This window comes from Vibrio sp. 2033 (assembly GCF_033339735.1).
On sequence record NZ_JAWOVC010000016.1, the window covers coordinates 21,732 to 36,585 of the forward strand.

General features: G+C 41.0%; 9 protein-coding genes and 1 pseudogene. 5 read left to right on the top strand and 5 right to left on the bottom strand.

The annotated features are described in order from the left end of the window. Positions 1–9 precede the first annotated feature (9 nt). Together R7P74_RS18345 and R7P74_RS18350 are read right to left on the bottom strand one after the other, a co-directional pair. Positions 10–4,797, bottom strand: a complete 4,788-nt coding sequence (locus R7P74_RS18345) for a PAS domain S-box protein (RefSeq protein ID WP_318123031.1) — start codon at positions 4,795–4,797, stop codon at positions 10–12. Beyond that, positions 4,797–5,999: an EAL domain-containing response regulator gene (locus tag R7P74_RS18350; RefSeq protein ID WP_318123032.1), complete on the bottom strand. Its 1,203-nt coding sequence runs from the start codon at positions 5,997–5,999 to the stop codon at positions 4,797–4,799. The genes R7P74_RS18345 and R7P74_RS18350 overlap by 1 nt, the downstream gene beginning before the upstream one ends. A 380-nt stretch (positions 6,000–6,379) precedes the next feature. Here R7P74_RS18350 and R7P74_RS18355 point away from each other — a divergent pair. Together R7P74_RS18355 and asnS are read left to right on the top strand one after the other, a co-directional pair. After that, positions 6,380–8,004, top strand: a pseudogene (locus R7P74_RS18355) (methyl-accepting chemotaxis protein). A 189-nt stretch (positions 8,005–8,193) separates the two neighbouring features. Beyond that, positions 8,194–9,594 carry an asparagine--tRNA ligase gene (gene asnS, locus R7P74_RS18360; protein WP_017636101.1) on the top strand — a complete coding sequence of 467 codons (1,401 nt, stop codon included), beginning with the start codon at positions 8,194–8,196 and terminating at the stop codon, positions 9,592–9,594. A 91-nt stretch (positions 9,595–9,685) separates the two neighbouring features. Here the strand turns inward: asnS and R7P74_RS18365 are convergent, their stop codons facing one another. Next, on the bottom strand, positions 9,686–9,910 hold the full coding sequence (locus R7P74_RS18365) for a hypothetical protein (protein WP_017636102.1): 225 nt from the start codon (positions 9,908–9,910) through the stop codon (positions 9,686–9,688). A gap of 98 nt (positions 9,911–10,008) precedes the next feature. Continuing rightward, the gene (locus R7P74_RS18370) at positions 10,009–11,400 is read right to left on the bottom strand and encodes an aminotransferase-like domain-containing protein (protein WP_054574732.1); all 1,392 of its coding nucleotides are present in this window, start codon (positions 11,398–11,400) and stop codon (positions 10,009–10,011) included. Positions 11,401–11,659: 259 nt separating this feature from the next. Between R7P74_RS18370 and R7P74_RS18375 the strand changes: the two genes are divergently transcribed. The 3 genes from R7P74_RS18375 (at position 11,660) to R7P74_RS18385 (ending at position 13,958) form a co-directional block, all read left to right on the top strand. Continuing rightward, the gene (locus tag R7P74_RS18375) at positions 11,660–11,890 is read left to right on the top strand and encodes a hypothetical protein (protein WP_017636104.1); all 231 of its coding nucleotides are present in this window, start codon (positions 11,660–11,662) and stop codon (positions 11,888–11,890) included. A 245-nt stretch (positions 11,891–12,135) separates the two neighbouring features. Continuing rightward, the gene (locus tag R7P74_RS18380; protein ID WP_005376885.1) at positions 12,136–12,435 is read left to right on the top strand and encodes a hypothetical protein; all 300 of its coding nucleotides are present in this window, start codon (positions 12,136–12,138) and stop codon (positions 12,433–12,435) included. A 332-nt stretch (positions 12,436–12,767) separates the two neighbouring features. Then, on the top strand, positions 12,768–13,958 hold the full coding sequence (locus R7P74_RS18385) for an amino acid aminotransferase (protein ID WP_017636105.1): 1,191 nt from the start codon (positions 12,768–12,770) through the stop codon (positions 13,956–13,958). Positions 13,959–14,051: 93 nt separating this feature from the next. Here the strand turns inward: R7P74_RS18385 and R7P74_RS18390 are convergent, their stop codons facing one another. Continuing rightward, positions 14,052–14,693: an outer membrane beta-barrel protein gene (locus R7P74_RS18390; RefSeq protein ID WP_064354122.1), complete on the bottom strand. Its 642-nt coding sequence runs from the start codon at positions 14,691–14,693 to the stop codon at positions 14,052–14,054. Positions 14,694–14,854 lie beyond the last annotated feature (161 nt).

The window sequence follows — 14,854 nt, forward strand, 5'->3', positions numbered from 1 at the left end:
AAAGGAACGCTAAATTATATTCTCTTGCATTAACTGGCTCTCAACCTGTTTAATGAGCTGCTTTATCTCTCTCATAAGAGAGTCAACTTTCCTAGCATTGACGTAGTTTTCTTCTAACCTTTTGAATAAAAACCCTAATGACAATACCCCACTTGATGTAGCCGCGCCCTTAGCTCCATGAGCAAGGTTTCTCACTAGTTCAAGGTTAGCCTCTTTAATGGCAGCTTCTAGCTTCTCTATGTCTCGAACAATATTATCCCAAAACATTGAGAGCACTGCTTTCTGCATCTCCACATTGTCAGACCCGATAACGGCAGATAGATGATCATAATCGATCAATTTAGAGAAATTAGCCTTCTCAATTGAATTCATATGCGATGTTTCAATCAGCTTTGTATCACTCTTGTTTCTTAATGTTTTTCCCCTTAAGCGTAACGACAGCACTTTATTCAACGTTTTTAACTCCACAGGTTTAGTTATGTAGTCATCCATACCGGCTTCTAAACAATGCTCAGCCTCACCTAACATTGCATTAGCGGTAAGGGCGATAATTAGTGTTCTCCCCTCGCCCCTCATTTCCTCTACTCGCCTTATTTCTGATGTCAACTCAAATCCATCCATCCTTGGCATATGACAATCTGTTAATACTAAGTCATAATCTCCCTCTGACCATCGTTCAAAAGCCTCTTTTCCATCAGAAGCCATATCATAACTGAAACCAAGATGGTCCAGCTGTTGAGATAGAACTAACTGGTTAGTCGGTTGATCTTCAGCACAAAGTATAGTGATGCCACTTTTATCCTTATCATTCGAATCAAACTGACAATTATCTTTACCATAAAGGCACTCAGACCAATCAAAGTCAGGGCTTTCTTTTCCAGATAACACCGCAAGGGCCGTAATAAAATCACTGGGTTTGAAAGGATGTGTACCAATCACATACTTATTAGGTTTAATATAACCTTTAATTGCTGTTGGATTATCTATGACTTCTAAAACACGGAATTTACTATTTTCATCTAATTGGTTTGCTTGGTCACCAATATAAATAATGCTCGACTCACTCTGATTCGTTAATTTTTCAATCTCATCAAAAATATCTGCCACCTTGAGGTCCAAAAGCATTTTTCTGACAATATGTGATAAGTTTTCATCATCGATATTTAATACAACTTTAAAACTCGATAGTTCATAACTGTAGAGTGCTGGCGAGGATTCATTAGGCTCTGCGGGAATGGAGAATGAAAAACAGCTTCCGTAACCAAGCTTGCTTGAAACTTCTATTTGTCCTCCCATAAGCTCAACAAAGGATCTGCTAATACTAAGCCCTAAACCTGTACCTCCAAATTTTCGTGTAGTTGAGCTGTCCGCTTGAACGAAAGGAGTAAAGAGTCGAGACACTTGCTCTGGGCTCATTCCTACTCCGTTATCGTCAACTGAAATTCTTAAACTATTGTTTTGATAACTTACACATAATTTGATAACTCCTTTTTTCTCTTCACTACTTGTAAATTTGATAGCGTTACCTAACAAATTTAGAAGGACTTGACGAATTCTAACGGTGTCTAGCAGTAGTTCTTGAGGAATTGTATTTTCGAAATAAAGATACAAACCGATACCTTTCTGATGAGCATTAACCCATAAGGCATCTAGGGTTTTTTCAATTAAACTGAGAATATTTACAGTGGTAAGGTCAAGCTCGATTTTTCCTGACTCTATTTTTGAAAAGTCTAATATGTCGTTTATTATCTCTAGCAAAGAAAACGATGAATCACGTATTGTACGAACCATACTGTGCTGATCTGTACTCAGATTTGTTTCTTTAAGTAAATCAACCATACCGATTACACCATTCATAGGCGTACGTATTTCATGACTCATGGTAGCGAGAAAACGAGACTTCGCAGCATTAGCCTGTTTTGCCGATAAGGTTTCACGCTCTAAAGCAGCTTGAGCATCCTTCTCATCAGTGATATCCACGTTAACTCCAAAAACCATCTCATCACCAGATTCTTTGTCGAAGACAACATCTCCAGCCGCTTTTATCCACCGAATTTGATCTGTATCTTGATTAATTATTCTAAACTCAGCGTTGAATACTTCCTTGGTTTCTAGAGATTTAGTAAAGGCATTTGTTGCTTGTTCGTAATCGTCTGGATGTATTGCTCCTTCCCAATCTTTTACTGAAAGCTTAGTGCCTTTTTGGACGCCATAAAGCTCATACATCTTATCGTCCCACTTAAAAACTCCTGATTCCGTGTTCAGCACCCAATTGCTAATTCCTCCTGCATCTGAAGCTAGGCGCATACCCCTTAATAACTCATCTCTAGATCTTTTCGCCGATCGAAGCTCTTTCTCAATTTTCTTCCGATTAGATATATCTTCTATTACTGATATAAAATATTTAGGTTGATTATCATCGTCTAAAACAGCCGATACAGAAACCGTAGCCCAAAATATTCCTTTTTCTTTACTAAGATATCGCTTGTCTATTGAAAAACTACGCTTTTTACCTTCAATTAATAAAGACATCATTGCTCGACTTTTGTTGAGGTCGTCGAGATGAGTAACCTCTTCTACTGACATACAAAGTAATTGCTTTTCACTGTAGCCAAATATGTCACACATTTTATCGTTAACTTCGATGAAACTTCCCTCTAAACTAACACGACAAATTCCTACAGCGGCTTGGCTAAAAGCGGCTCTGTAGATAACTTCTCGTTCACGTAGTTCGTTTTGAAGCATTAATTCTCGTTGCTTTGTATCCTCTTGACTAGTTATATCTTTTATAATCCCAACAAACACTTGAGAGTCATCAACCTTAGTTTCTCCTACAGATATCTCTATTGGAAAAACACGTCCTGACTTATGCAAACCTTTAACTTTTCTTGGAGTTCCAATTAACTTCTTATCACCAGTAAACAAAAACTTACGAATATATTCATCATGTTCATGAGCATAACTCGATGGCATAAGTATAGAAACATTCTCTCCGATTAGTTCTTCTCTAACACGTCCAAATATAAGTTCAGTTGATCGATTAATATCTAATACAATTCCATTTTTGTCGATAACAACGGTGCCATCTAAAGCGGTATCAAATACCGTTCTTAATCGAGTCTCAGACTCTCTAGCTTCTTTTGTTCTAGTTTGTATTTCTCTTTCCAGCTTAATCTTTGTCTCTTCTTCGCGTCTTTTTATCTCTGTTATATCAGTAATGATACCAATGAAATGTGTGATTTTATTTTCATCATCAAAAACTGGGTCAATTCTTAAATTATTGTAGAATAATGTTCCATCTTTACGGTAGTTCCGCAAAATAACAGATATAGATGAGTTGTTTTTTAGAGCCTCACGTATCGCCTCTAAACCATCTTGATCTTTATCGTCACCTTGTAAAAATCGACAGTTTCTACCAAGAACTTCCTCTTTAGAATAACCTGTAAGAATTTCAAAAGCTCTATTTGCAAAAATAATTGGATAATCTTCCCGATTAATATCAGTAACAATTATTCCTGATGCTGTAGAGTCTATTGCTTTACTCTGAATATCTAACAAAAACTTTTGTTCATCCGTTTCTTTCGTCAGCCTTTCTCTTTCGATAACAATTTCTTTTAAATTATTAAGCTCTGCTACCATAACCGCTAGTTCATTTTTACCGTAAATAGCAGGAAGCTCTATATTCTTCTCTCCACTTGCTAATCGCTTAATACTCAGCGCTAAGGCACTTAGCGGACGAGCAATCTGTTTGCCCAAATAGAATGATACTAGTAAAATCAAACCCAAAATTAGTATTGAAAGAAGCAATGTATTTTTAAAAAGGGAGTCAGACTCGTAAAATGCTTCATCAACACCAACACGAATCATTGCAGACCAACCCAGACCAGGGTAATCATAAGCACCACTGGTATGTGCGTAACCTGTAACTTGTTGCACTTGTTTTCGAAAATGTCTTGAAATATTAGACCCACTGAGCCCTGCGACCGCCAGTCTTGCTCCCTCGACACCATTATTTGCTAGATTCAAACGACTTAAGACACTAAAATCTCGTGTATATCTTGACTTACTCTGTCCAACAGGATCATAGTCCACGATAATTCTTCCTTGATCATCAAGGATGGTTAGCTCTGCACTTTGCAGCCCTCGGCTTGAAAGTAGCTCATATGTTTCCTCAACTATCTTTTCGACCGCGCTAAAATCGACGACATTTACCCAAAGTCCTATACTTTGACCATTAGCGTTGCGAATAACTGATGCAAAAAGCATATCGAAAGAGTTAGAGTCATTATCAATCAAATATCGATTCGGACCCGTTACATAACTGCTTTCTGGTTGCTCTGGCTCAAGCGTAAGACCATTCATAGCCTCTTGAAACCAGATGCTATCACGTATTTTACTAGGGCTTATATCAAGATCTATGAGTTCCTTTCCAAAAGGATTTTCAGAGTTGCTAGCTAAAACATTTCCATTAGAATCAAATATTATTACTCGTCTATACACCTTATAATTTCTTACAAAATCATTTAGGTTATCTATAACTTTAGGACTGAGAGCGTTTTTGTCTAAATAATTCACTTCAAATTGACCTAAAGAAAGTTTAAAAGCCTGTACATCGTGATATCGTTCAAATAAATTTCTCTCTATTAGTCTAATTAATAAAGTGGCTTCCCTTTCTATATTTGTTAAAGTGGTATCCTGAAGAATATCTTTACCTTTCCAAGAAACAAATGTAACCGCACTTAGCATAACCAAACTTAATATAAAAAATAATAAAGGTAACTTAATAGAAAACTTCATTAACGACTCTCACTATTAAAGTTAAATTCATTAATTACATTTATTATTTCACTAGACTTAGTTGGTCTGTAATAAAAATATCCCTGTCCTATTTCACAACCCTTACTAATTAGAAACTCCTCCACCTCAATGCTTTCAATACCTTCTGCAACAACTGACATTCCTAGCGCTTTTCCCATTGCTATACTTTGCTCAACAATCGCAGCAGATTTAATGTTAGTGAGACAGTTAAAAACAAACTCTTTATCTATTTTTATTTCATTAAATGGGATCGTATGTAACTTAGCTATTGATGAGTACCCAGTACCAAAGTCATCGATAGATAACTTAAATTTCATAATTCTCAACCTGAGCATTTGAGTATCGACAATAGTCGGGCTGGAGCTTATTGCTGTTTCAGTTAACTCACAAATAATGTTTTCATGTGGAATACCATACTTATCAACCGTTCTACAGAGCCAATTGGGAAAGTCATTATTTTCTAAAACTTTCCCTGATATATTAAACGCATATGTTAGATCACAAAAAGAGTCATAGTTTTCTGATATTTCTTTCAAGGCCTTATCAATAACATTCTTCGTAAGATCAAGTATGATAGAAGGAGACCTTTCTGCTGTGGGAATAAAACTATCCGGTGGGATCAATGAACCTTGGTCATCACTAATTCGTGCTAAAATTTCTACACCTTTCATCTTTCTTGACGCCAGATCTACTTGAGGTTGAAAGTAAGCCTCAATTTTCTGTGCTTCTAGGTATTTAACTAGTTCATCTTCAGGCAGTTCGAAAAGTTGTGTTTCTGTACGTTTAAGAGTGGGTAACGCTTCAATTCCCTCTATGATATTTTGAACCACTTTAAACGTTATAGGTTTTTCTACACACCCTATAATATTCAAGTCATAAAAGCGCGCTAAGTTAGATGTAGATGCTAAGATTTCTTGTTCTTCACTACTAATGATTATGACAGCACCTGGAAACTTCATGGTACCTAAAAACATCAGGACCTCGAAGCCATCCTCTACTGGCATATTCAAGTCACAAAAAATTACGTCGAATTCGCCAAACGCCACAAGCTCCTTTGCTTTCTTGCCATTTTCAGCTTCTAAAACTTTCTTTATACCTAAGTTATTCAAACAGATCGTTAATGTTTTCCTGACCACTGGTTGATCGTCAACTACGAGTATCTTATATTCTGAAGTCTTCACGCTATCCTCCCCTTCAGAAAGATGTGAGCCACTAACTACAAGTACTTCACTTCTATCAATTTTCAGTGTAGATGCGAGCAACGGTTTATGCCAAAATTACGCGTGATTACATGTGCTGCTCTCAAAAATGACGTATGTTTTGGTTCAACTTTACTAAATACAAACGCAACAAAACGTGGAGGGCTCTCAGCGCAAGTAATCAAAACTTTTGTCTCGGCGTCGTATTTTTGTCACGCGCCAAACATTTGATTACACAGCACTCACATCACAATTACATATCCCCAACATGTGTGGGGTCACAATCATTCATTTCGTTGTTCGCAGTGCGCATTTGTGCACATTAATATTGTGCAGTTCGTTCCAATTACACTTATAAATTTATGCGCTCAACTATCACTTTTAAGCTCTTACTGGCGTTAATTGCTGTCTTCAGCTGCGTTCTAGCTGCCTCTACGGCTTACCAATACCATCAACAAAAAACCTTAATCAATGATGTTCTTAGTGAACAACTCCATGATAAGGCTAGCAATTATTTCGATAGCCTAAATATGATGATGCTTACGGGCACCATGTCGCAAAAAGAAACCTTACGTCAAAAAGCCCTGGCCCAAGAAGGCATTGAAGCAGTTCGCGTGTTGCGAGCTGATACTGTGACCAAACTTTACGGACCTGGGCAACAAAACCAGCAGCCTGTCGATGATATTGATCAACGAGCGTGAATGGTGAACTGGTGATTGAACCAATCTCAGCCGATTGGGGCAAAGGGTTAGTAGTCGCGCTACCAATGAAATCGAGCGAAAATTACCGTGGCACCAACTGCGTTTCTTGCCACGTTGCACCAGCAGGAGAAGTGTTGGGCGCGATTCGCTTGGAATACAACATGAATCATGTCAATTCAATGATCAGTAAACAGGCAATGTTTGCGATGGGAATAATGGCCGTAATCGCACTTGTGGGCTTCATCATAACGATGAGTTTGATTCAGAAAATCATTGTACGACCAATTCAAAGAACGTCGAAATTCATGTCGAATGTGAGCCATAGCAAAGATCTATCTCAACGACTTATGCATCACCAACAGGATGAAGTGGGCCAACTTTCTACTGCAATCAATTCATTCATGGATACGGTCTCTGAAAGCTTAGAACGTGTGCAAGACACCTCTCACTCACTTGCCGACTCCGCGAGTAAACTAACTGCTGTCGCGCAGTCCACAGATAAAGCGGCCAATAACCAACAGCTAGAGACCAACGAAGTACAAAGTAATATCACCGATATGTTGCAGCAACAAACTGCGGTTGAGGACTCGACTAACAACGCTACTGTTTTGGTCAATCACACCGTTGATGTCGCCACTCATAGTGCAAGCCAAGCACACAACGTCAGTGAAGACATCAAACAACTAGTAAGTAACATTGATACCGTACGGGAAAAAATCAGCTCTCTAAATCAAAGAACCGAAGAAGTGTCGTCCATTCTTGTGGTTATTAAGGGTATTGCAGAACAAACCAATCTGCTCGCGTTGAATGCTGCTATTGAAGCCGCCCGAGCCGGAGAGCAAGGACGCGGTTTTGCGGTCGTCGCGGAAGAAGTGCGTAACCTGGCTTCTAGGACGGCTGAGGCCACTGGTAATATTGAACATATCATTTCTCAATTCCAGCAAGGAAGTGAAGAGTCATTAACTTCTGTTGATACCGTCTGCCAGTTTGCTCATCAACGCTCTGTCGATGTCGAGGCACTATCAGCCACAATGCATAACGTTGTTGACGAAATGCGCCAAGTGCTCAGACATGCAGAAGATATCCAAAACCAGACGCAAACCACATCTGATGTAAGTCAGCATATTCAATCTAAAATAGATGTGATCACACTGCATGCTAACGACACATCGCAATCAGCATCGCACACGCGTGATATTAGTGTTGATTTAGAGCATCTATCCGAACGTTTAGAGCAATTACTAAACCAATTCACACTTTCAGAGCACCAAAGAGTGAATAAATAGAGAGATTCTCCCCATCAAAACGAATATAAAGGTTGATGCGAGCGAATTGACAGGTAATATGTCTCGTTGAATCTGTAAAATGCTACCCAACTCAGCGCTTAGCTTGTTTTTTGAACAAAAATGTTATTAGACAAGTACTTTAAGTAAGCGTTGAGTTGAATTTTTACCTCAATGGAGAATATTGAAAACATGACTTACGCGCCTGTATCAGACGTATTGAAAGGTCAGCTAGCAGTAGACAGCGAAGTGACTGTTCGTGGCTGGATCCGTTCACGTCGTGATTCCAAAGCTGGAATCTCTTTCCTTGCCATATATGACGGCTCTTGTTTCGACCCGATTCAGGCCGTGGTCCCAAATAATCTTAATAATTACGAAGACGAAGTATTAAAGCTAACGACTGGCTGCTCTGTTGAAGTAACTGGTAAGATTGTTGAATCTCCTGCAAAGGGTCAAGACTTCGAACTTGCTGCCACTGACGTTAAAGTGGTTGGTTGGGTTGAAGATGCTGAAACTTACCCAATGGCAAAAACTCGTCACTCAATCGAGTACCTACGTGAAGTTGCGCACCTACGTCCGCGCACAAACGTAATCGGTGCAGTAGCACGTGTACGTAACTGCCTATCTCAAGCAATCCACCGCTTCTACCACGAGCAAGGTTACTTCTGGGTATCTGCGCCGTTGATCACGGCTTCAGATGCTGAAGGCGCTGGTGAAATGTTCCGCGTATCTACGCTAGACATGGAAAACCTTCCTCGCACTGACGCTGGTAAAGTGGACTACAACGAAGACTTCTTCGGTAAAGAGACGTTCCTAACCGTATCTGGTCAGCTAAACGCAGAAGCTTACGCTTGTGCGCTAAGCAAAGTTTACACTTTCGGCCCTACTTTCCGAGCTGAAAACTCAAACACAAGCCGCCACCTAGCAGAATTCTGGATGGTTGAGCCTGAAGTTGCGTTCGCAGAACTGGATGATGTAGCGAAACTGGCTGAAGACATGCTCAAGTACGTGTTTAAAGCAGTGCTTGCAGAGTGTCGCGATGACCTTGAGTTCTTCGCTCAACGCATCGACAAAGAAGCAATCACTCGTCTAGAGCAGTTCGTTTCTTCTGACTTCGCGCAGGTTGACTACACTGACGCAATCCAGATTCTTCTTGATTCAGGCCGTGAGTTCGAATTCCCAGTTGAATGGGGTATCGATATGTCTTCTGAGCACGAGCGTTTCCTTGCTGAAGAACACTTCAAAGCACCTGTAATCGTTAAGAACTACCCGAAAGACATCAAAGCATTCTACATGCGTGCTAACGATGACGGTAAAACAGTTGCAGCAATGGACGTTCTAGCACCGGGCATCGGCGAAATCATCGGTGGTTCTCAGCGTGAAGAGCGCCTAGACATTCTAGATGCACGTATGCGTGAAGTGGGTATCGATCCTGAACATATGAGCTGGTATCGCGACCTACGTAAATACGGTACAGTGCCACACGCAGGCTTCGGTCTAGGCTTCGAGCGCCTAGTATCTTACGTAACTGGTATGGGCAACGTTCGTGACGTGATCCCATTCCCACGTACTCCTCGCTCTGCGAACTTCTAATCACTTTTTAGTGATATCGAATTAAAAAGACCTCCCATGTGGAGGTCTTTTATTTTGTACGAATGATTTTCTAGCAACCGATGTATGCACTCTAGTTGTTATTTTCGTCGTCATCCTCATCTGCTCGCGCTGCGTATTTTACTCCAACCACACACAAGCCAAACATCACAAATGGGATAACGGCAGCAGTGTATTCCGTCCAAACCATATGAGAAAAAGATTTCGCCAATATCAAGTGTGCAAACACCAACAAAAATGCGCTAAAAATAGCAACACCCATCAACCTAAGTTCATGCTTTACCAACTGCTTTTTCATTCCGGCTCCTAACCTAAATGGTTGTCTGCCCATGATTGAAACACAGCTTCGGTATCGTCCACTGATACAGTTTGAGCAAAAAACAGGTAAACAGTTGGCTAATGAAGTAATTCTCCGACCGTCTTCACGGCTTGTTCTAATTCATCATTTACAGGTAACGATGTATTAAGCCTCAGGTAGTTCTCATAATTTGGAGCGACAGAAAACAACTGACCAAATGCTACAGTGATGTTCGCTTCCAATAACTTTTGATAAATCGCTTTTCCGCACTTTGTTTTCGGCAGTTCTATCCAAAGAAAATAGCCGCCTTCCGGTTGCGTGTAACGAATCGATTGGGGAAAGTACTTATCAACCAGTTCAATAAACGCCAATTGCCGCTGCTCAAGATTCTTTCGCAGTTTTCTAAGATGGCTATCATAACTATCGTTTTGCAAGTAATGCGCGATACCCTGCTGGATTGGTGCACTGCCTGACAACGTCGAGATAAGTTGCAGCTTTTGAAGTTGCGCATTGAAGCGTTTGTTTACCACCCAGCCCAGCCTATAGCCAGGGCAAAGGCTTTTTGAAAATGATCCACAATGCAATACGCGCTCTTGTGTATCAAAAGCTTTAAGTGAGCTTGGCTTTTTTTCAGAAAAATAAAGCTCTGAATACACATCATCTTCGATCAAGTACACATCGTATTTGTCAGCCAGTTCGACGATACGCTGCTTCTGCCCGTCACTTAATAAGGTTCCTGTTGGATTGTGAAAGTTAGTCATTAACCAACATGCGCGAACATCATTGTCGGTAAAAGTCGCTTCAATTTGATCCACTGAATGTCCAGTTAACGGATCCACCGTTATTTCTATCGCCTTTAGACCTAAACGTTCAATCGCTTGAAGTGCGCCATAAAATGTCGGTGATTCAACTACAACAGTATCTCCAGGCTGGGTCACGGCCTGAAGGCTCAAATTCAACGCTTCTAATGCGCCAGAAGTAACGACAATATCATCATGGGTAAACACCATACCTTGTTGGATGTACCGTTGAGCAATCAAACGGCGTAGAGACTCACAGCCCGGCGGCAAGTTATCCAATAACGTCTCTGCCCCCATCTTCCTGCCTGAGCTGGCTAGGTTGCGGTTTAGCGCTTCTAATGGGAACAATGCAGGGTCTGGAAACGCGGAGCCAAACTTCACCGCATTCGATGAGGCCTGATTTTTGAGGTAGTCGTAAAGTTCATCGTTGATGCTGGAGCGATAAACGGAAGTGGCTGGAGAACTCGGTTCGAAGCGGTCCAACTCCGCAGTAACAAAGTATCCAGACTGAGGTTTCGCTGCGACCCAACCTTGTGCTTCGAGCAGCTGATAAGCTTGTAATACCGTACCTGCGCTGACAGAATGGTTTCGGCTTGTTACACGCACTGATGGCAGCTTTTCCCCTGCTCTCCAAGTATTTTGCTGAATCTGCGTTTTGAACAGCTCAGCCAGTTGACGGTATCGGTTCATGTTTCCCTCATTTCACTTACAGCCGCACCATAGCATACTTCGCGCCAGCATTCTGATATGGGAGTATTCAATTTAGCAACGTAATTTATCAAGCTTATCAATAGATATTTCAGCCACGAAGTGAGCGTTTATATCCCATACTTTGACCGTTACACACATATTGCCTCACATCTTTGCAATACCTAAAAGCCAAGGTTTTACGTTGGACTGAGTGCGTTAAACTCACTTCGAACTACTGTCTTTAAATCAGGAGGAAGCGATGAAAGTTTTTACAATGGACGATCTCTCGTATCGCGGAAAACATAAAGGTGTACATAGCTGGGACCATCCTGGCAGTACCACCCCTTATTATTGGCATCCTGATTGGCTGCATATCGCTGAAGATGCTTTGGGTGAACACAAAAAGGCTGACCTTGAAGTCCCTGATGGAGAAACAGCGACAGAAGAGCATGCAAAAGCGGCGATTCTCAAACACTTGAATGACGAGTAGTTTAGGCTCTATCACCGTTCAAGAATAGCATTAGGTAGGCGAATCCATCGTTGTATGCTTTAAACACAAATAAAGCTAAAACCTGCCAAATAGTAAATTCTTCTGAATGAGAAGTACGCATCTTCTATAGCGTTCAAAGGGCAAAATAAGTCGATTGTTATCACATTAATTTTCATTACATCTGTTACATTTAAATAGTAATGGTGATGCACACCTCAACTCATGGATTATGAGAGAAAACAATAATGGCGAAATACAACGAAGAAGATATTAAATACAAAGGTGAATCCAACGGCGTACATTCTTGGAGCTCTCCTTCCGGCCAACCTTATTACTGGCACCCAGATTGGCTACACGTTGCGGAAGATGCGACGGGTACGCATCCGAAGCAAAAACTTGAAGTTGAAAAGACAGAAGTACCAACCGAAAAGCACGCATTAAAAGCGATCTTAAAGCATATGAACGACTGGGCGACTGAAAAACTTTCTTCTAACCCTGACATCGAAACCAATGCGGTTGAGTCGGAAATCAATCTAAAGAAATAACCCCAACCGATATCCATACTTCTAACAGTAAACGCTCCACCTTTGGTGGGGCGTTTTTGTCTCAACAAATCCTCACTAGACAATTATAAACGCGTTAACGCAAAGCACTGAATTGAAACGATTGGGATGTGTGCAAAACTTCTCCAACCATGGCATAAATGCCCTTCAAACTCTGTGCCTACCAAACGTTTTCATGGCAAAAACTTTAGTTATGTTAGAATTCTGTTTCAAATCGCAACTTTTTTAGGTTTTCTTTTCAGTAACGGTTGTAACCAATATTGCTGAAAGGTATAAATGTTAGCACACCCCTTCGATTAACATGGATGAAGATTATGTTTGAAAAAGTAGTTGCCGCTCCGGCTGACCCTATTCTTGGCCTTACTGAAGAGTTTAAAAAAGATGCTCGCGCAGACAAAATTAACCTTGGCGTAGGTATTTACAAAAACGAGCAAGGCGAAACTCCCGTTCTTGCGACAGTAAAGAAAGCTGAAGCAGCACTTGTTGAAACTGAAAAAACCAAATCTTACCTAACCATCGAAGGCACAGCAGAGTACGGCATTGCAGTGCAAAAACTGCTTTTCGGCTCTGATGCAGAAATTGTAAACGAAAAACGCGCTAAAACAGCTCAAGCTCCGGGTGGTACTGGTGCACTACGTGTTGCCGGCGAGTTTATTAAACGTCAACTAGGCGATGTAAAGATCTGGATCAGCAACCCAACATGGGCGAACCACAACGGCGTATTTACTGCTGCTGGTATCGAAACGGCACAATACAGCTACTACAATGCTGAAACAAAAGACAAAGACTTCGATGCGATGCTAAATGATCTGCAATCTGCATCTGAAGGCGACATCGTGCTTCTACACGGCTGCTGTCACAACCCTACAGGGATCGATCCTACGGCTGAAGAATGGGAAACATTGGCGAAACTTGTCGCAGAGAAGAAATTGCTTCCTCTGTTCGACTTCGCCTACCAAGGCTTTGCTAAAGGTGTGGAAGAAGATGCTGCAGGTCTTCGTACTTTTGCTAAATACAACAAAGAAATCCTAGTCGCGAGCTCTTTCTCGAAAAACTTTGGCCTATACAATGAACGCGTAGGTGCCTTCACGTTAGTAGCTGAGTCAGAAGAAGTCGCAACAACCGCATTTTCTCAAGTTAAAGCCATTATTCGCTCTATCTACTCTAACCCACCTGCACACGGCAGCGCTGTCGTGACTCACATACTTGGCAACGCCGAAATGCGTGCGGAATGGGAAGCTGAAGTAGCAGAAATGCGTGACCGCATTCAAGAAATGCGTGAACTATTTGTAGCGACACTAAAAGCAGAGGGTGTGGACGCAGACTTTAGTTTCATCGAACGTCAAAATGGTATGTTCTCTTTCTCTGGTCTTTCTAAAGAGCAAGTTAACCGCCTTAAAGAAGAGTTCGGCATTTACATTGTCGGTTCTGGCCGAATCAGTGTTGCTGGTATGACGAAGTCAAATATGGGCCCTCTGTGTAAAGGCATTGCAGCGGTTTTATAATCGACTGTCGCATACTTTATTAAAAGGAAAGGTCAGCATAAGCTGACCTTTTTTGTTTGTTTTAACTTAACGCCAAAAACGAACCCGTCCGATCTAGTAGACAAACTTCAAACTCAGCCCAACTTCATTGACGTAATCTGAGCTTTCACCGCTGTAATCAGTATCTCTAAACTGATAAAAAAGACCAGTGCCGATGACTTTATGCCATTGGTAGTTAAGACCGATCTTAAAATTGTTCTCATCAACGATATCACTTCGGTTCAACTCCACTTCAGCTGTCGCAATAAGCTTTTCACTGAGCAAGTAATTCACCCCAACAGTTACAGCTTGAATCAATTCGCTATCGGAAGACAACGTATTATCCGTTTTGTCGTCCGTCGCTTTCGCTTTGATTGCGCCTATTCCATATATCCCGTAGATATCGAATTGCTCTGTAACTCCATAACGGTAACCACCACCAAACAAAAGGCGGTCAATGCGAAGAGTAAAATCATCCGGATGGAAAAACTGCGCTGAGTAATCAACATTAAACAACCAGTTCTCAGTAAACAAATAGTTACCACCGAGTCCAACTGTGGTCGCATTAGAGTTATCTAACCATTCTTCGTTTGTCGTTCCGGCACCAACATCCAAATGAATGTGTTCGTACCCAAACTTTTCTGCTTGGTCCATGACCGCTGCGCTTGATATCGCCGGCAAAGCAGCTAAAGAAACAAGCAATAAATTTCTCATCATTCGACTTCCTTTCATGAGAATTATCTAAACACTGTATTCCATCGCCTGAGCTACTTGGCTCAAGAAGAATAGCGTAATCTAAAGACGTGATAACGATCTGAAACAGCCAAAGATCTAATCAGTCATCACGAAGAAAACATATCGACGACGTCTTTTTCAAT

What these genes read in the sequence shown, in the direction of transcription:
- asnS (WP_017636101.1), top strand. Translation starts at nt 8,194, where the DNA reads ATGACTTACGCGCCTGTATCAGACGTATTGAAAGGTCAGCTAGCAGTA.
- R7P74_RS18345 (WP_318123031.1), bottom strand. Translation starts at nt 4,797, where the DNA reads ATGAAGTTTTCTATTAAGTTACCTTTATTATTTTTTATATTAAGTTTG.
- R7P74_RS18385 (WP_017636105.1), top strand. Translation starts at nt 12,768, where the DNA reads ATGTTTGAAAAAGTAGTTGCCGCTCCGGCTGACCCTATTCTTGGCCTT.
- R7P74_RS18370 (WP_054574732.1), bottom strand. Translation starts at nt 11,400, where the DNA reads ATGAACCGATACCGTCAACTGGCTGAGCTGTTCAAAACGCAGATTCAG.
- R7P74_RS18380 (WP_005376885.1), top strand. Translation starts at nt 12,136, where the DNA reads ATGGCGAAATACAACGAAGAAGATATTAAATACAAAGGTGAATCCAAC.
- R7P74_RS18375 (WP_017636104.1), top strand. Translation starts at nt 11,660, where the DNA reads ATGAAAGTTTTTACAATGGACGATCTCTCGTATCGCGGAAAACATAAA.
- R7P74_RS18390 (WP_064354122.1), bottom strand. Translation starts at nt 14,693, where the DNA reads ATGATGAGAAATTTATTGCTTGTTTCTTTAGCTGCTTTGCCGGCGATA.
- R7P74_RS18365 (WP_017636102.1), bottom strand. Translation starts at nt 9,910, where the DNA reads ATGAAAAAGCAGTTGGTAAAGCATGAACTTAGGTTGATGGGTGTTGCT.